At 72.1% G+C, this 16,483-nt stretch carries 15 protein-coding genes; 9 read left to right on the forward strand and 6 right to left on the reverse strand.

The genetic code is table 11. The annotated features are described in order from the left end of the window. Window positions 1-388: 388 nt before the first annotated feature. Both ACFXMF_RS22030 and ACFXMF_RS22035 read right to left on the reverse strand, forming a co-directional pair. On the reverse strand, window positions 389-3,079 hold the full coding sequence (locus ACFXMF_RS22030; protein WP_380017773.1) for an AAA family ATPase: 2,691 nt from the start codon (window positions 3,077-3,079) through the stop codon (window positions 389-391). Window positions 3,080-3,370: 291 nt separating this feature from the next. After that, window positions 3,371-4,174 (reverse strand): enoyl-CoA hydratase, encoded by an 804-nt coding sequence (locus ACFXMF_RS22035; RefSeq protein WP_360311615.1) that lies wholly within the window; start codon window positions 4,172-4,174, stop codon window positions 3,371-3,373. Window positions 4,175-4,438: 264 nt separating this feature from the next. Here ACFXMF_RS22035 and ACFXMF_RS22040 point away from each other — a divergent pair, with 264 nt between their 5' ends. Together ACFXMF_RS22040 and lipB are read left to right on the forward strand one after the other, a co-directional pair. Continuing rightward, entirely contained in the window at window positions 4,439-5,143 is a 705-nt protein-coding gene (locus tag ACFXMF_RS22040) for a class I SAM-dependent methyltransferase (protein ID WP_360311617.1), read from the forward strand. An 11-nt stretch (window positions 5,144-5,154) separates the two neighbouring features. Next, window positions 5,155-5,829 (forward strand): lipoyl(octanoyl) transferase LipB, encoded by a 675-nt coding sequence (gene lipB / locus ACFXMF_RS22045; protein ID WP_379992142.1) that lies wholly within the window; start codon window positions 5,155-5,157, stop codon window positions 5,827-5,829. A gap of 49 nt (window positions 5,830-5,878) precedes the next feature. Here the strand turns inward: lipB and ACFXMF_RS22050 are convergent, their stop codons facing one another. Continuing rightward, window positions 5,879-6,412, reverse strand: a complete 534-nt coding sequence (locus tag ACFXMF_RS22050) for a DinB family protein (protein WP_379992143.1) — start codon at window positions 6,410-6,412, stop codon at window positions 5,879-5,881. A gap of 160 nt (window positions 6,413-6,572) precedes the next feature. Here ACFXMF_RS22050 and ACFXMF_RS22055 point away from each other — a divergent pair, with 160 nt between their 5' ends. The 4 genes from ACFXMF_RS22055 to ACFXMF_RS22070 all read left to right on the forward strand — a co-directional run bounded on the left by ACFXMF_RS22055 (window position 6,573) and on the right by ACFXMF_RS22070 (window position 11,545). Next, on the forward strand, window positions 6,573-6,866 hold the full coding sequence (locus ACFXMF_RS22055; RefSeq protein WP_360311623.1) for a YciI family protein: 294 nt from the start codon (window positions 6,573-6,575) through the stop codon (window positions 6,864-6,866). A gap of 275 nt (window positions 6,867-7,141) precedes the next feature. Continuing rightward, window positions 7,142-8,839, forward strand: coding sequence for a prenyltransferase/squalene oxidase repeat-containing protein (locus tag ACFXMF_RS22060; RefSeq protein ID WP_379992144.1), 1,698 nt, complete (start codon window positions 7,142-7,144; stop codon window positions 8,837-8,839). Beyond that, on the forward strand, window positions 8,836-9,885 hold the full coding sequence (locus ACFXMF_RS22065; protein ID WP_360311627.1) for a hypothetical protein: 1,050 nt from the start codon (window positions 8,836-8,838) through the stop codon (window positions 9,883-9,885). The genes ACFXMF_RS22060 and ACFXMF_RS22065 overlap by 4 nt, the downstream gene beginning before the upstream one ends. A 343-nt stretch (window positions 9,886-10,228) precedes the next feature. Continuing rightward, on the forward strand, window positions 10,229-11,545 hold the full coding sequence (locus ACFXMF_RS22070; RefSeq protein WP_360311629.1) for an acyltransferase: 1,317 nt from the start codon (window positions 10,229-10,231) through the stop codon (window positions 11,543-11,545). Here the strand turns inward: ACFXMF_RS22070 and ACFXMF_RS22075 are convergent. Beyond that, window positions 11,482-12,024 carry a hypothetical protein gene (locus ACFXMF_RS22075; RefSeq protein WP_360311631.1) on the reverse strand — a complete coding sequence of 181 codons (543 nt, stop codon included), beginning with the start codon at window positions 12,022-12,024 and terminating at the stop codon, window positions 11,482-11,484. The two genes, ACFXMF_RS22070 and ACFXMF_RS22075, sit on opposite strands and share 64 nt — an antisense overlap. Before the next feature lie 165 nt (window positions 12,025-12,189). On the opposite strand from ACFXMF_RS22075, the gene ACFXMF_RS22080 reads away from it, so the two are divergent. Then, complete coding sequence (locus ACFXMF_RS22080) at window positions 12,190-13,362, forward strand: winged helix DNA-binding domain-containing protein (RefSeq protein ID WP_360311633.1); 1,173 nt, start codon at window positions 12,190-12,192, stop codon at window positions 13,360-13,362. A 19-nt stretch (window positions 13,363-13,381) separates the two neighbouring features. Here the strand turns inward: ACFXMF_RS22080 and ACFXMF_RS22085 are convergent, their stop codons facing one another. Beyond that, window positions 13,382-14,212 (reverse strand): helix-turn-helix transcriptional regulator, encoded by an 831-nt coding sequence (locus tag ACFXMF_RS22085; RefSeq protein ID WP_379990306.1) that lies wholly within the window; start codon window positions 14,210-14,212, stop codon window positions 13,382-13,384. 198 nt (window positions 14,213-14,410) lie between these two features. Here ACFXMF_RS22085 and ACFXMF_RS22090 point away from each other — a divergent pair, with 198 nt between their 5' ends. Continuing rightward, window positions 14,411-15,178, forward strand: coding sequence for an SDR family oxidoreductase (locus tag ACFXMF_RS22090; RefSeq protein WP_360311637.1), 768 nt, complete (start codon window positions 14,411-14,413; stop codon window positions 15,176-15,178). Window positions 15,179-15,203: 25 nt separating this feature from the next. Here the strand turns inward: ACFXMF_RS22090 and ACFXMF_RS22095 are convergent, their stop codons facing one another. Then, window positions 15,204-15,593: a hypothetical protein gene (locus tag ACFXMF_RS22095; RefSeq protein ID WP_379990305.1), complete on the reverse strand. Its 390-nt coding sequence runs from the start codon at window positions 15,591-15,593 to the stop codon at window positions 15,204-15,206. Window positions 15,594-15,750: 157 nt separating this feature from the next. Between ACFXMF_RS22095 and ACFXMF_RS22100 the strand changes: the two genes are divergently transcribed. Then, entirely contained in the window at window positions 15,751-16,449 is a 699-nt protein-coding gene (locus tag ACFXMF_RS22100) for a hypothetical protein (protein ID WP_360311641.1), read from the forward strand. Window positions 16,450-16,483: the final 34 nt, after the last annotated feature.

Below are 16,483 nucleotides of genomic sequence, written 5' to 3' on the forward strand. Positions count from 1 at the left end.
GTCCCGCCCACGCGCTGCGCTCGCCGCCTGGTCATTTCGCTCGCTGCGCTTGCGACGCTGGTTCCGGTGTGGGGTCTGGCTGGCGTCTTGGGCTTTTCGGCTCGCTGCGCTCGCGACTCAGCCCCACCCACGCGCTGCGCTCACGACCCCGGCCCCGGTGTCGGGTCCGGCTCGCGTCTTGGGCGTCTCGGCTCGCTGCGCTCGCGATTCAGCCCCGCCCACGCGCTGCGCTTGCGACCTGGTCATTGCGCCTGCTGCGCTCACGACCCGCCTACCCCGCCCGCTGCGCTCGGGCCCCGGCCACCCCGCCCGCTGCGCCCGCGACCCGCGCCCCCATTGGCCCACCCCGCTTGCCAAGCCACCACCACCGCCGCCCCGGAGGTGTTCCCTACGCGCTGCCCGTGGCCAGTTGGGGGGTGCGGGGGATTCGGGCGGTGAGGGCGAGGGGTGGGGTGTTGGGGTGGGTGGGGCGTGGGGGGAGGGCGGCGAGGCCGGTGCGGTTGGGGCCGGCGGTGGCGAGTTCGGCGCGGATGCGGACTTCCATCAGGGCGCCGGCGGGTGCGGCCAGGGCCTTGGCGAGGAGTTCGCAGGCGGCTTCGGTGCGGCCCTCGGCGCGTTCGACGACGGCGAGGGCGTAGAGGGCGTAGGCGCCGACCGGGGTGAGCCCCGTGGTGCCGGTCAGCCGCAGGGCCTGCCAGGCGCCGTCGCGGGCCTCGGCGATGCGGCCCTGGGTGGTCGCGGCCATCGAGAGTGCGGCCAGGAACCAGGCGGCCAGCGTGCCCTGGCCGGTGGAGCGGGCCAGGCGCAGGCCCTCGGCGGCGTGCGTTTCGGCCTCCACGGCCCGCCCGGACAGCGCGCCGGCGACCGCGAGCGGCATCAGTGCCGCGGCCAGGGCGCCGCGCGCGCCGTGCGTGCGCAGGACCGCGGCCTCGTCGAGGAGGACCTCGTACGCGGCCTGGTCGGTGGCCGCCGCGTGCACCGCCAGCGGGGTGACCTCCCACAGTGCGATGCCCAGGCCGTACAGCCGGGCCCGGGTAGCCGGCGCCACCATCGCGGGGGAGACGCCGTCGGCGCCGAGGGCGGCCACGACGGTGCGCAGCGGGTCGTCGGCGGCCAGCGGGAGGGCGGACAGGGCGGCGCGGGCCTGGGTCGTCCGGGCCCGGTCACCCGCCTCCCAGGCGGCGCCGGTCGCGGCGAGCAGGAGCGCGGCGCGACCGTGCGCCGCCTCCAGGAGCAGCGCTCCCGCTTCCGAGCGATGCCCCTCGGCATGCCGCAGCGCGGCGCGGAGCCGGATCGCGGTGCCGGACGAGTGCGCCGAGGAGCCCTCGTCGGCGACGCCGTCCAGGTCGGTCGCGTCGGCGGTGTCCAGCAGGGTGCGCGCGCGGGCCGGGAAGCCGGCCTCCCACGCGGCGTACGCGGCGGCCACGTACCGGCGGCGGGCGACCGGGCGGTCCGAGGTCAGCCGGGCGGCCTGCTCCCAGGTCGCGGCGGCGGCACCCGCGCCGAGTTCGCGGCGGGTACGGCCGGCGCCGGCCTCCAGGGCGGCGGCGAGGTCGGCGTCCGGGCCGGTGGCGAGCGCGGCCAGGTGCCACGGTCGCCGGTAGGCCAGGGCCCCGCTCGCGGCGTAGACCAGTGCCCCGTGCAGCGAGCGGCGCTCCGCCGGGGTGAGCGAGCGGCGTACCTCTTCGCGCGCCGCCGCGTTTCGAAAGCGCACCCGATGTTCGGCGGCGTCGACCAGACCGGCCCGCAGCACCGCGAGCCGAGCACTCCGTCCGATCCCGATGCGGCGACCGGCGACGGCCAACTGGTCCAGGTCGGCGGCCGGTTCGAGCGCGGCCAAGGCGAGCAGGCGGCGAGCGTCCTCCGGCAGCGCCGCGAACGACACGTCCCCACCGGCGACCGCCGCACCGGACCCCGCCCGACGCGCCCCGGCCTCGGCGGCGGTACCGCGCCCACCGTCCCGGCCGCTGCCTTGGTCGTCGTGCCGGCTGTTGTGCGGGTTGCCGTTGCGGTTGTCGTTCCGGTCGTTGCTCCGGTCGTCGCTCGCGTCGTTGGTCCCGTTGCCGCTTTGCTCGTGGTCGCGCCCGTTGCTTTGGCCGGTCTCCGAGGACGGCGGAACCCGCCCGGCTTCGACGGGCCGGTCCGCGCCCGGGACGGGGCCGGCGCTCGCGCCGCTGCCGCTTTCCCGGCTTTCGGCACCCCAGAACACGTCGGTTCCGGCGGCCCGCCCGGGCGACATCGGCCGCTCGGCAGGCGACCCGTTCGATGTGCCCGACTCACCCGGGGCGGCGACCGACTCCGGGTCGCCCTCCCGCTCGGCGCCGTCGGGTGTGGTGCCGGCTGCGAACGTTCCCGTGTCGGACGTGTGTTCGAGTGCCGAGGGCTGGTCCGTGGTCGCGGTGCATCGCGCGTGGTTCGGGTCGAGGTCGTCCCGGTCGGGAGTCGCCTCGCTCGGCGTCGCGACGTTCGTCGCCGGCTCGTCGAGGTCGGCGGCGACGGTGTCCGCGCCGGCCGCGTCGTCGACCGACGATGCCGCGTCCGCCGTGCCCTCGCTCCCGCCCTCCGTCGGCTTCGGCGCCCCGCTCGCGCCTTCGCGGGTGGCGCGCAGGACGGCGATCGGGAGGCCCTCGGCGCGGCCGGCGATGTAGGAGACGACCGCCGCGGAGGCCGCGTCGAGCCAGTGGGTGTCGTCGACGAGGAGCAGGACGGGCTGTTCGCGGGCGGCGATCAGGATCAGTGAGCAGGCCGCCGCGGCCACCACGCCGCGGTCGGCCGCGCCCGGCGCCAGGCCGAGTGCGGTGCGCAGGGCCTGGGCCCGGGTGTGCGGGAGGCGGCCGATTCTGGGGTGCAGGCCGGCGAGGAGTTGGCGGAGCCCGGTATAGGGGAGGGCGCCGCCGCCGCGCGGGCCGGCCGTCCGCAGGACGGTCATCCCCTTCGCTTCCCACATCGCCTCGGCCAGGAGCGTCGTCTTGCCCGTCCCCGCGGCCCCGCGCAGCACGACCGCTCCGCCGTCACCGGCGCGCGTCCGCTGCAGCAGTGCCGTGACGGCGGCCAGTTCGTCGTTCCTTCCGTGAAGCACGGAAACTCTCCTCGCATCTCGCTCACACCCCCGCGGTGTGGGCGGCGGCCCCGCCGGATCCGGCCGGACCGCCGCACTATGAGCCTGAGCTTGCCCGTTCCCGGTCAACACATGTTCAACATTCACTCAACGTGTGAAGTCCGGACCAAGTAATTACGGACATGTGACACCGACATCGGGCCGACGTCACGCCCGCATCCGGCTGAATATCCGTCAGCCTTTCGGCTGAACTTCCGCCGGAGGTCGCCGCCGGTCGGCCGAAGGCGGCCTCAAGCTCTGTCCGAATGTCCGTCAGTCCTTGTACTCCGGCCGCCGCTTGTCCTTGCGGGCCCGAATGGCCTCCTCGAAGTTCTGCGTCGTCAGGCGCACGTACAACTGGGCGTGCCCCTCGTGGTCCATGTGCGAGTGCATGCTGCCGGCCTCCATGCCGGACCACAGCAACCGTTTGGTCACTTCCACCCCCACTCGACTGAACCCGATGATCCGCTCGGCGAGTTCGTACGCGTCGTCGAGCAACTTCTCGCCCGACACCACGCGCGACACCAGTCCGATCCGCTCGGCCTCGGTCGCGTCCACGTCCCGTCCGGACAACATGATCTCGAATGCCCGAGACGACCCGATCGCCCGGGGGAGCAAATAGCTGATTCCGAGCTCGCTCGCGGTGAGTCCGTTGTTGATGCCGGCTGCCCGAAAGTAGGCCGTGTCGGCGGCGATTCGGATGTCGGTGGCGGTGGCGAGACAGAAGCCGCCGCCGATCGCGGGGCCGTTGATGGCGCCGATCACCGGTTGATGCATCCGGCGCAGCCCCAGGATCACGTCGTCCAGGATCTCCATCGAGCGACGGGCGATGCTGGTTCGGGTCAACCCCTTGATGCCGGGGATCCGGCCGGAATTCTCCAGATCCGCACCGGAGCAGAAGCCCCTCCCCGCGCCGGTCAATATGACGACACGCGTATCGTTGTCGGCGCTCACGGCTTCCAGCGCCTCACGAAAGGGGACCATGACGTCGAAAGCCATGGCGTTCATGCGGTCCGGTCGATTGAGGGTGATGAGCGTGATGTGCGGGCGGGGTTTGTCGACGAGTACGAAGGACATGGGGGCGTCATCCTCGGCATGATTGAGGGGCGAAGGGCTTCGAGTCGCACGGCGTCGGACCGGGCAACCGGGGAACGAATGGGTGCAAATGCCGTTCCAGTGGCACTGATCGGGGCGAATCGCCCGATCGTCGACCGGGCGGCCGGCCGCGAGCCGGCCGACGCGAAACGTGCGGCGTCGGGCGGCCGGTTCGGGGCGCGTGCCTGGTCCGCGGTGCGCACCTGGTTCGGGACCCGTACGTGGTTCGGGACACGCAAGCCATTCTTGACCAAGTCAATGAAACCGCTCAAGGCCGACCCCCGGCTCTTCGACGCCTTCGCGGGCGACTACGACCGCTATGCGGGACTGTGCGACCCCCTCGGCGAGTGGCTGGCCGGGCTCGAATTGACCGGCGGCCGTGCGCTGGACGCCGGTTGCGGCTCCGGCCGGCACGCGTTGGCCCTGGCCGGCTCCTATGTCGAGGTGCTGGCGGCGGACGTGAGCGCGCCGCTGATCGAGGTCGCGCGGGTCCGACGTCCGCACGAGCGCGTCCGCTACCGGGTCGCCTCGCTCACCGACGTGCACGACGGCGAGGGCTTCGACCTGGTGCTGAGCATGGGCACCCTGCACCATCTCCCGGACCTGGGCGCGGCGTTGACACACCTGAAATCGCTGGTGCGACCCGGTGGCGAGATCGTCCTGGTCGACAACGTGGCCACCGTGCCGGGTGCGACACGCCGGCAGTACATCGCCGGCGCCGCGCGCGAACTGGCCCGCGACCTGCGGGGCATGCGTGCCCGGGACGCCTGGTGGTTGTACCGCTTCCGCACCGGCGCGGCCTGGCTGGACCACCTGATGTCGGATCACTATCTGACCCGCGGGCAGTACCGGGACCGCTACGGTGAGGTCTTCCCGGGCGCGGACTTCGTCGACCTGTCCTTCGCCACCGCGATGCGTTGGCGCCGCACCGACGATACGACGACCGCCTAGGAGGTCGGCGCGTGCACGAGCAGGGCATCCGGAACACGACCACGCCGTTGCGGGTCGACCTGGGCGTGGTGGCCTATCCGACGGCGCAGGTCGAGATGGACCGTTGGGTCGCCGAGCGGCAGCAGGGGTCGGCTCCCGACCGGCTGTTCCTGCTCACCCACCCGCCGGTGATCACGTACAGCGCACGCACCCCGGTCACCGACCTCCCGGATCCGGCGTCGCCGATCCCGCTGGTCGAGGTGGACCGCGGCGGCCACGCGACCTATCACGGACCCGGCCAACTGATCGGCTACCTGGTGGTGCACGTGCGGGCGCTCGGGCCCGGCGATCTGGTGCGGCGGGTGGAGAACGGCCTGCTCGCCGCGCTGGACACACTCGGCTTCCCGGCGATCCGGCGGGAGACCCCGGCGGGCGCGTCGAGCCTGGTGGGCATCTGGACTCCGGACCACCGCAAGCTCGCGTCCATCGGGATGCGGATCCGACGCGGCGTCAGCAGCCACGGCTTCGCGCTCAACATCGACCCCGACCTGAGCGCCTTCACCACGTTCACCGCGTGTGCCCTCCCGGACACCACGATGACGTCCCTGGCCGAACTCGCCGCCGAAACCGGCCGGGCGACACCGACCGAGTCGGCGGTCCGCGACGCGGTGGCCGAGGCGCTGGGCGAGGAACTCACCCGACGGTAGGAACTCGCTCGTCGGCCGCCCATCCGGTCGGGGCGGACGTGCCGCGAGGTCAGCCGGCCGGGACGCCGGTGACGTCCCACAGGTGGTGGATCGGGTCGTGGATGAAGTAGCGCGCGAAGGACTCGACGGTGAAGACCATGCCGTCGCTGCGGTTGCCGGTACGGGCCCACTGCTCCTCGGTCACCGCCGCGAACGCGTCGGCCAGCGTGGCACCGGCCGCCACCAGGTCGACCGCGACCGCCGCCGGGTCCTGCTCGGCATAGCGGGACTCGACCGCCGTCGTGTCCTGGTCCCAGTTGGCGAAGTCCGGGGCGTCCCGGGTCAACATCAGCCGCAGGCGCTCGTCGAAGAGCACGAACACGTCGCGGACATGGCACGCGTACTCGGTCGGCGACCAGGTGTCCGGATTCGGCCGGATGCGCAGTTCCTCGCCACCGGAGACGAGCAACTCGTGCCACGCGGCGGCGTTGGCACGGGTCAGGGCGGGGACCCGGGTACGCGGGACGGCCGGGGTGTCCAGGCCGCAGTCGGGACAGGCCGACTCGACGACCCACGTCCAGCTCTTGGTCTCGGGAGTGATCATGTGCCGAGAATGGCCCAACCGACCCCGCTCGAACAAGGCGGCGGCAACGGCGCCCACGCCGCGCACCCGGGCGGGATCGGGGCGTCCGCCCGGGACCGATGCGTGCCGAATGGGCACAACCCCCCCTCGGCCGGCCCCCGGCACGCCCTACGATCGGGGCATGTTCGTGATCACGTTGACCTACACCGCCCCCATCGAGGACGTCGATGCGCTCATGCCCGAACACCTGGAGTGGCTCGACCGCCACTATGCGGCCGGCGCGTTGGTGGCCTCCGGTCGTCGGGTGCCGCGGACCGGCGGAGTGATCCTGGCGCGCGCCGCGGATCGGGACGCGCTCGACGCGCTGTTGGCGGAGGATCCGTTCCGACGCGAGGGCGTGGCGGCGTACGACGTTGTCGAATTCGCGCCCACCAGGACCGCTCCCGGACTCGAAGGGCTGCTCCCGGTGGTCTGAAGTGCCGTCAATAGCCGTTCATTTCCAGCACATTTGATGGCGATTACTCACCAATTCAGACAACAAACGAGTACAGGCTTCCGCATTCACGCCTTCGGGTGATTTCGTGTTGAGGACACACCCGGTTCGAGCGATGGGGGTCCTCCACTTGCCGGGGCGCGCATTCCGCGCCGAGTCCCCCCGACCGCAGTACCCATTGCCCGCTCGGCGCCATACCCGTACACCGGATAGCACGGCACAGCTTGCGACAGGACGTGTGGGGGAGGCGCTGACCGATGCGCGTGCGAGACACCCGGTTGCCGGGGTGGCCTGCGGAATTGTTCGTCCCCGAACTGCCGGTGGCCACGGCTCGGTTGCGTCGACGCGTCGCCGATTCGGTCCGCCCCGACGGCGCGGTGCGCGGTCCGTGTCGAAGCCGGGTGCTCGAATCGGCACTGTTGTTGCGCCTTCTGGAGCGCACCGGCATAGAGGCCGATCACCATCGTCGGGTGGCCGGATTCCTCACCGATCGCCTGGAGAGTGCCGAACCCCTCGATCGATTGCTGGCAACGATTGCTTCAGGCCATGTCGGCGAGCCCTCCGAGCAGGATGCGGGCGATGTGCTCGACCGCTTTTTGCAACGCGCGCCGGCGTTTCTCAACGTGCGCAAGCGGGTCATGCTGGAGACCGTCCTGGCCCTGCTGGGCCCACCGCGCCGGGCCGCCCGACGGCCCTTCGACGCGGGAGCGTTCGACACCGGCAACCTGCACCCGTGGGCGCACGTGCAGACCGTCGCGCTCAAGGTCGCGCTGGCCGACCTCACCGGCCACGCGGACGAGATCACCCCGGCCGAACTGCGCCTGCTCCTGGACACCCAGCAGGGTTCGGGGGTCTGGGAAGGCAACCTCCTGGTGCACCTGCTGGTGCTGCACGCCCTCGCCGACCGCCCGCACCTGGACGCGCTGCTCGTCAACGGCGTGGCCAAGGCGCTGGCCCACCAACGCGTGGACGGCGGGGTGCCGTTCGTGACCGACACGGACACGTGGTGTGCGGTCACCGCGGGCATCGCGCTGGACGCCTCCGGTGCCCCGTACGAGGTCCGCCGGCGGATCGGCGACCACCTCGCGGCGGGCCAACGACCGGACGGCGGCTGGTCGTACACCGACGCGGCGGTACTCGCCGACGTGGACGACACCTCGGTGGCGATCGAGTTCCTGCACACGACGGACCCGGTGCGCTACCGGCGCACCATCGACCTCGGCCTCCGCGCCCTGTGGTCCTACCAGGGCCCGGACGGCGGATTCCCCACGTACATCACCGGCGCGCCCTCGGAGGCGTGCATGACCGCCGCCGCCGTCAACGCGCTGAGCGTACGCTCGTCGCGACACGTGCAACGGATCACCGCCGGACGCCGGTTCCTGGCCGCCGCGCAGCGCCCCGACGGCACGTTCGAGCCGGACTGGAGCCGCAGCCGCTTCCACGCGATCTTCCGCGGTTTGCTGGCCATCGACGCGTGCGGCCCGGACGCCTACCGGGCCACCGTCAAGCGGGCCCTCGGCGCCATCCGCGAGGGGCAGAACCCGGACGGCGGCTGGGGCCAACAACCCGGCGACCCCAGCGACGCGATCAGCACCGCGTACGCCCTGATCGCGCTGTGTCGGCAAAGCGACCCGCGCCCGGTGGCGCGCGGCGTCGAGCACCTGCTGGGCGCGCAACGCGGCGACGGCGGGATCGAGTCGGTGCCGGACATGCTCGGCACCAGACCGTTCCTGTACGTGATCCCGTGCCTGGCCGACCACTTCACCCTGCTGGCCCTGGGTCACCTCGGCAATCGACTGGCCCTGCGATCGCACCGCCGTCCGGGCAGCCCGTGCGGCCCGGGCCGGTCGGCAGCACACCCCACGACTCTGCGCGCCCCCGCACCCGGCACCGCCGGATCGCGCGGCGGGGGCAGGAACACTCCGACGCAGACCGGCGAAAGGAGCCCGGCGTGAGCACACCCACCGTCGTCGACCTCCCGATCAGCTTCCATCTGCCGAAGCTCGCGAACCTCCTGCCGATGACGTTCCATCCGGAAACCGACCGGCTGATGCGCGAATCCCGCTGGTGGGCACACCGCCATCTGGGCTTCGCGTATGCCGGCGACGCGGCTCGGATCGACAAGAACGTGGACGGCACGCTGCTGGTGGCGCTGTCCGTGCCACACGCCGACTACGAACTCGCCCTGACCACCGCCAAGGTGATGAACTACCTGATCGGCATCGAGAACAGCCTGGTCGACAAGGCCGGGCTGGGCGGCAGTTCGTTCGCCACCCGCAACGTCTTCGGCCGCTTCATGTCCGACCTGCTCGGCTGGGGGGACGGCTCGACCCCTCTGCGGGAGGACTTCTCCTGGCTGCGCGAGCGCATGCCGCCCGCCCGCTGGATCCGCTTCGTCTCCTACATGGAGGACTTCGCGCACGGCTTCACCACCGAGTTGGAGAGCTGGCGCGACGCCGGCATATCCGACTACGACACCTACATGGACGACCGTCGGCACAGCCTGGGCGTGCGCTGGTTGTTCGGCTTCGCCGAGGAGGGCGTCCCGGGGGTCGCACTGTCCCAGGAGGCGTTTCGCACCGCCGAGATGGTGGCCCTGCACGACACCGCGATAGACGGATACACGCTGATCAACGACCTGGTCTCGTATCGCAAGGAACTGGTCATGGACGACCGGGTGAACCTGGTCTACTACCTCGGCGAGGCCGAGGGGCTGGACCTCGAAGGCGCGATGAACAAGATCTGCGGGCTGATCGACGCCACCGAACGCAAGTTCCTCGACCTGTGCGATCGCATCATGGCCGGGCCGCACGGCGGCGAACCGGGGATGCGGGCCTACCTCGACGAGGTGGGCCACGTGATGACCTCCAACCTGTGGTGGGCCACCGTCAGCAAGCGCTACGAACCCGCCGGACTGGGCTGGGACGGCTCGACCGCCGGCACCATGACCTTCCACCGGGACCGCGCCGTGTTCGTCCCGGATCCCCAGCCGGGCGGCTGAGCGGCATCCGGCCCGAACCCCGCCCGACGTCCGCCGCCTCACCCTTCGATCCGGCCGCCGACACGCACCGGGCCCTGTCTGTCCGCCGGACCGGGCCCGGTGCGCGTCGGCGGATTTTGCCCGAACCTGACGCAACGTCAAGGGGTCTTCGGGGCCGCTTTAATCATTCGCTCATGTAGCACGTCCATGCTGCCTACATGGACTTTCCGCGTTGTGGCACCCCGCGTCCTGCGGTTCGATCCGGCTCGCACCCCGCTCGGAGGGCGCGACCGCCCGTCGCACCCGGGCGAAATCGGCGGGCCCGCGGCGAGGTGATCGCCGCTTTCGGGGCAGGCGCCTGGTGATGGCCATCTCCTTCGGCACCCACGACAAGCGGGCCCGGGACCTCCGCCCGACGATCGCTCCGGCACCGGCATCGGCACCGGCACCGGCACCGACCGACGCGCGCGGCACCGGTCGCCGGCCGCATCTGCACCGGGTCGACCTGATGCGCGACATCGCCTTCGTGTGCGTGATCGTGGTGCACGTCATCGGCGTCACCTACCCGTTCCCGGGCGAGGGCCCGGCCTTCACCCAGCTCGTCCTGCACTCGACGCGCGCGGTGTTCTTCTTCGTCAGCACGTTCGTGCTCTTCCACAGCGCCTACGGCCGCCCACTGCGGGTCGGGGCCTTTCTCGGCAAGCGGTTCAAGCTCCTGGGCGTGCCGTATCTGCTGTGGTCCACCGCCTATTGGGTGCTGGGCGACCACGTGCGGATCCGACAGGACCTGCCCGGCGCACTGGGCGATCTGCGCGGCGGCATCGTCTGGGGCGGATCCTGGTACCACCTGTACTTCCTGCTCGTGTCGCTCCAGATCGCCGTACTGCTCCCGCTCCTGGTCAAGCTCGTCCGGGCCTGCGCCGGTCGCCACGTGTTGCTCCTCGCGATCGCCGGACTCGGGCAACTCGCGGCGTTGGTGGTGCTGTTCCATCCCACGCCGCTGAGCGGGCCGCTGGAGTGGTATCGCGTCCACGGCGGCATGCTGCTGCCCACCTACGGCTTCTTCGTGCTGGCCGGCGCGCTCGCCGCGGTGCACCTGGACGCCTTCCACGCCTGGGTCCTGGGGCACACCAGGACCATCGCGGTCGGCACGCTCGCGACGCTCGCGCTGACCTACGCGTGGTACCGGCACACCGTGGCCGCGGGCCGGGACACCGCGACCGCCTCGATCGCCACCCAGCCGGCGAGCCTGCTGTGGGGGCCGGTCGCGGTGCTCGCGCTGTACGCCGTCGCCGGCCGCTGGGAACGAGCCCGGACGCCGATCCCGAGTCGGCCCGCCGCCGCGCGCGGCGCGCAACTGGCCTTCGGGGTCTACCTGGTGCACCCGATGATCCTGCGACTGCTCGAACTGAACGGATTCGCCGCCGCGTTGCCCTGGTCGCCCGCCGTCGACACCGCCGTCCTGGCGGCCGTGGTCACCGTCGCGGCCGCCGGCTTCGCCTGGCTGGTCGCGCGGACCCCGCTGAGCCCGTGGCTGATCGGCCGCGAACGGGCGCCGGGCCGGCGGTCGGCCCGATCCGCCCGATCCACCCGGGGGTCCGGGCCCGCGCCGGCGGCTCAGCAGACGGGCAGCAGGTCCTTCGCCGAGCCGGTGGTCTCCAACCACGCCTCGGGCGCGTAGCCGGTGCCCTGGCCGGTGGTCACGAGCACCCACTGATCGCTCTTGCCACCACGCCAGCCGTAGATGTTGGTGCCCTTGGCCCGGCAGGTCGCGGTCAGTTTGGTGCCCGCGCTCACCTCGGCGACGGTCTTGCCCTTGCCCGGCTTCTCCCGTATCTCCAGGCCGATCGACTGGCGCGCGATGACCGCCATCTTGGCCGTCGAGGTGGGCGTGGGCACCGAGGAGCCACTCGTGCGCGCGGACGGATTCGCCGATCCGGACGCGTTGGGCAGCGCGGTCGCGGCGGCCGACTTCTTGCCGTTGTCGCTCCCGCCGGAGGACAACAACCACCAGGCCAGGAGCACGATCGCCCCGATGATCACCGCCCCGATCACCAGACCGTTCCCGGCCTTCGGTGGGCGCGGACCACCCGCGCTCGCCGCCCTGCGGGCGAGCGTCATTCGACGCCAATCGAATCGGGACGATCCCGCAGACGGCATGGTGACTCCTTCACACGGACGTGCGGTGGTACGGGGGAGGAACTCGGTGCGCGCTACTCGGTACTCGATTCTTCCGTGTACCGACCCGCCACGGTAAAACGATCCGGAATCGCCGCGCCGTATGATTCCCGGCCACATGTCGGACCGGACCCCTATGGTCGGCGCATGAGCACTGCGTTGCCACGGATCAGCGACGACGAACGACGAGCGCGTTTGGGCATTCGGCATCGCCTGGCGCCCGGCGCGCGAGCCGCGAACGCGGAGGACGCGGCCCGGGCCGTGCTCCTGCTGCACGCCACCGACCCCGCCACGGTCTACCTGTCCCTGTGCGCGCGCCTGGCCGAGGCGTCGTCGACCGAGGTCGAACGGGCGCTCTACGACGACAAGTCGCTGGTCCGGATGCCCGGCATGCGGCGCACCGTCTACGTGGTCCCGCGCGAGATCGTGCACGTGGTCCAGCGCTCCAGCACCGACGCGGTCGCGATCACGCAGCGCCGGGTGATGCTCCAGTTCCTGGCGTCGGGTGGCTACGACCAGGCGTGGCTGGACGAGGTCGAGGAGGCCACCGTGGCCGCGCTGACCGGGCTGGGCGAGGCGACGGCGATGCAACTGGGCGAGGTGGTACCGAAGTTGCGCACCCAGATCCGGGTGGCGATCGGCAAGCCGTACGAGGCGAACCAGGGCGTGTCCACGCGGCTGTTGTTCACCCTCTCCTGCGAGGGCAGGATCGTCCGGGCCCGGCCGCAGGGGTCGTGGTTGTCCAGCCGATTCCGCTACGCCATCGCACCGTCGTTGCCGGAGATCGGGAAGACCGAGGCCAAGGCCGAACTGGTGCGCGGCTGGCTGGCCGCGTTCGGCCCCGGGACGGTGGACGACCTCAAGTGGTGGACCGGCTGGACGATGACCGACACCCGACACGCGCTCGCGGCGGTGCGCGCGGTGGAGGTCGCACTGGACGACGGAAGCGTCGGCTACGTACTGCCCGGCGACGAGGAGCCGGGGCCGACACCGGAGCCGTGGGCGGCGTTGTTGCCGGCGCTGGACGCCACGCCGATGGGTTGGAAGGCACGGGACTGGTACATCACGCCCGAGCTGCGCGAGCGCCTGTTCGACCGGATGGGCAACATCGGCCCGACCGTGTGGTGGAACGGCCGGGTCGTGGGCGGATGGGCCACCCGGGCGGACGGAGAGCTGGTCTGGCAGGCACTGGTCGCCGACCTCCCGCCGGAGGCGACCAAGGCGATCGAGGCCGAAGTCGCCCGCCACGCCGCATGGTTGGCGGGCACCTGCGTGACACCCCGCTTCCGCGTCCCGCTGGACCGCGAACTGACCGCGTAGGCGTGCCGCCGGGCCGGGTTCAGGCCCGGCCGGCCGTCGCCGCCGGCTCGATGCCGGGGCGTACCGGGCGCGGCGCGGTCGTGTAGACGATCAGCAGCAGGTCGGGGTCGCCGGGGAAGGACAGGCTCTCGTAGGCGGTGTCCAGCACGCTGCCGTCGGCGGGCCGCAGGCGCTTGCTGCCATGCGTCTTCTCGGCCACCTGGTGGGCGTCCCACAACGGCCGGAAGCGCGGGTTGCCGGCCGTCAACTCCTCGACGAGGGCGGCCATTCGCGCATCCGCGGCGTGCCGCGCGGCGTCCAGACGCAGGAACGCGACCGTATCGGCGGCGACCCGTTCCCAATCCGGATAGAAGCGCCCCGCGTCCGGCGACAGGAAGGTGTGCCGCGCCATGTTGCGCTCGTGCGGCGCCATCGCGCTCAACCCCATCACCGCGTCGGCCGCCGCGTTCCAGGCCGCCACGTCCATGCACGGCCCGAGCACGAACGCGGGCGCGTCGATGCGATCGAGGAGCACCTGTACGCCCGGCCGCACCGTCGACGGCGCGACCCGCCGCACACCCGCCCGGGTCGGCCGGGCCAGATCCCACATGTGCTCGGACTCGGTCGGATCCAACCGCAAGGCGCGTCCGATCGCGTCCAGCACGGCATCCGAGACGTGCTGCCCCCGGCCCTGCTCCAGCCGCACGTAGTAGTCCACGCTCACGCCCGCGAGCTGCGCGACCTCCTCGCGCCGCAACCCGGCCACCCGACGCTTGCGCCCGAACACCGGCAGCCCGACCGCCTCGGGCGCGACCCGGGCCCGACACGCACGCAGGAAGTCACCAAGCTGCTCGAACGACGCGTTGCTCATGCCCCAAGACCTTAGGGCGTGCGCTCGATCCCGCGCCGAGCAGCACCGCGTCCGGCGGCGCGCGTGGTCGCCCCGGCCCCGAAGGTGGTACGAGCAGACCCAGGAAAACGCGGGGTCTGGGTGCGTCTCGCGGGCACCGGCAAGGTGGGGTGAGTCGGCGGGGAACACGCCCCGCCCCGCTTCCACTGGAGCCCTCCCATGAGCCACACCACGCTTGCCGGTCGGATCGCCGTCGTCACCGGAGCCGCCAGCGGCATGGGCGCCGAGACCGCCCGGCTGCTCGCCGCCCAGGGCGCGCACGTCGCGCTGCTCGCCCGCCGCGAGGATCGGCTGAAGGACCTGGCCGCCGAGATCGACGCCGCCGGCGGCACCGCCCTCGCCGTCGTGGTCGACGTCACCGACCAGGAGTCGGTGGACGCCGGCGCGGCCCGGATCCGCGCCGAACTGGGCCGGGTCGACCTGGTCGTCAACTCGGCCGGGGTGATGCTGCCCAACCCGGTGGACGACGGCCGGATCGACGAGTGGACCCGGATGATCGACACCAACGTCACCGGCGCGCTGCGGATCATCCGCGCGTTCACCGCCGACCTGGTGGCCGCCGCGGCCGACGGGCGGCCCGCCGACCTGGTCGACATCTCCTCGATCGGCGCCCACGTGACCTTCCCGAACTACGCGGTGTACGGCGCGACCAAGGCCGCGCTCAGCCACCTGTCCGCGTCCCTGCGCAGCGAACTGGGCCCGCGCGACGTCCGGGTCACCAACATCGAGCCGGGCCTGACCGACACCGAGCTCGGCTCGCACATCGACAACGCCGAATTGGGTGAATCGGGCCAACTCGGCGCCATGTTCGACACGATCGGCAGCCTGTCCGCAACCGACGTCGCCGACCTGGTGGCCTACGTGGCGACCCGACCGCGCCACGTCAACCTGCGCCAGATCGTCATCCTCCCGACCCGCCAGGCGTGAGGCGCCCGAGCGCGGGCCCGGCGGATCATCCGGTCAGGTCGAGCCTGCGGGCCTCCCGGGACACGGTGAAGCCCTCCCGTTCGCACAGGTCGAGGATTTCGGCCACGCGGCGGGAGGCCCGGAAGTAGGTGCCACGACCGGGCCCGAAGCAGTACGTGAGCCCGGTGGCCGTGCGCAGGCCCACCAGGGGCAGCCGCAGCGTCCCGACGCTCGCGAAGACCACTTCGATGTCCGTCGGTGAACTCACCGCCAACGGCTCGCCGTTGAACGCGGTCGTCACCCACGCCGGGCGGCTTCGCAGACCGATCAGACCGGTCTCGATCCGTAGCCTGGCCAACGGCCATTTCACGCGCACGTAGCCGGTCCGGTACTTCCCGGCCATCTCCGGCACCAGCGCCCAGCCCTTGATTTCCATCGTCCGATGATGTGACTCGTCGGTGCGGAGAGGAAGTCCCGGTCGAGCCCCGACCGGGATCGCCGCAGGGGTGGCCGTGCCCGCTGATGTTGCGCCGGGCGGGGGGTGTTGACTATGACTTGTCAGGCCCGCCCGCCACCCGCACGAGGAGCCTCCCGTGGCGCTGTTTCGTCGCCAGTCCCGCAGCCCGCAGAACACCGCCTGGGGGCAGGACGTGCGCGGCGTGCTGATGAGCGCGCCACCGGATCGCATCCGCCAGGACCTGCGGCTGATCATCAGCCGACCCGGCCCGCACCTGGGGATGCAGGGCATGGTGTGGCCGCTGGGCGAGCGCGGCGAGATCGTCGCCGTGGCGTGTGTCAAGGGCCCGGACGGCGCCGCCGTCACGGTCGAGACGCCGATGGTGCAGCAGTGGGGCATGGCGGTCGAGGACGTCTGGCTCCAGGCCGCGACGAACCTGCGGATGGAGGGCTACGGCGGCACGCCGATGGAGATTTCCACCGGCAGCACGCTGCACTCGCTGCTCGGCCAGGGCTGGCCCGGCTCCGCCCAGTTGTTCCGGCTCGGCGAGGCGATCGGGGACCCGCTGCGCGCGGGTGCGCTGGTCTCGCTGCCGGTGGACAACTGCCTGCTCGCGCTGCCGCTGACCTCGCAGCGCACCGTGGGGATGGCCGGCTTCGTACTGAAGACCGCACAGGGATTGACCCGGGATCAGCAGCCGTTGTCCACCGGGATGTTCTGGTGGCACGAGGGCATCCTGGAGGAGCTGGAGGTCAACTGGCAGGGGCCGGAGCACGCCACGCTGACCGGATCCGCGCGATTCGGACAGGTGGTCCGCGCGCTGCCGCCCCAGTGAGCGATCACCCGTCCGGGTCCGCCTCACCCATCCC

The sequence above is a fragment of the Embleya sp. NPDC059213 genome (genome assembly GCF_042754445.1).
Taxonomy (GTDB): domain Bacteria; phylum Actinomycetota; class Actinomycetes; order Streptomycetales; family Streptomycetaceae; genus Embleya.

Coding starts and splice junctions, on each gene's coding strand:
- ACFXMF_RS22035 (WP_360311615.1), bottom strand. CDS start 4,174: ATGTCCTTCGTACTCGTCGACAAACCCCGCCCGCACATCACGCTCATC.
- ACFXMF_RS22050 (WP_379992143.1), bottom strand. CDS start 6,412: ATGATCACTCCCGAGACCAAGAGCTGGACGTGGGTCGTCGAGTCGGCC.
- ACFXMF_RS22055 (WP_360311623.1), top strand. CDS start 6,573: ATGTTCGTGATCACGTTGACCTACACCGCCCCCATCGAGGACGTCGAT.
- ACFXMF_RS22060 (WP_379992144.1), top strand. CDS start 7,142: ATGCGCGTGCGAGACACCCGGTTGCCGGGGTGGCCTGCGGAATTGTTC.
- ACFXMF_RS22070 (WP_360311629.1), top strand. CDS start 10,229: ATGGCCATCTCCTTCGGCACCCACGACAAGCGGGCCCGGGACCTCCGC.
- ACFXMF_RS22075 (WP_360311631.1), bottom strand. CDS start 12,024: ATGCCGTCTGCGGGATCGTCCCGATTCGATTGGCGTCGAATGACGCTC.
- ACFXMF_RS22080 (WP_360311633.1), top strand. CDS start 12,190: ATGAGCACTGCGTTGCCACGGATCAGCGACGACGAACGACGAGCGCGT.
- ACFXMF_RS22085 (WP_379990306.1), bottom strand. CDS start 14,212: ATGAGCAACGCGTCGTTCGAGCAGCTTGGTGACTTCCTGCGTGCGTGT.
- ACFXMF_RS22090 (WP_360311637.1), top strand. CDS start 14,411: ATGAGCCACACCACGCTTGCCGGTCGGATCGCCGTCGTCACCGGAGCC.
- ACFXMF_RS22095 (WP_379990305.1), bottom strand. CDS start 15,593: ATGGAAATCAAGGGCTGGGCGCTGGTGCCGGAGATGGCCGGGAAGTAC.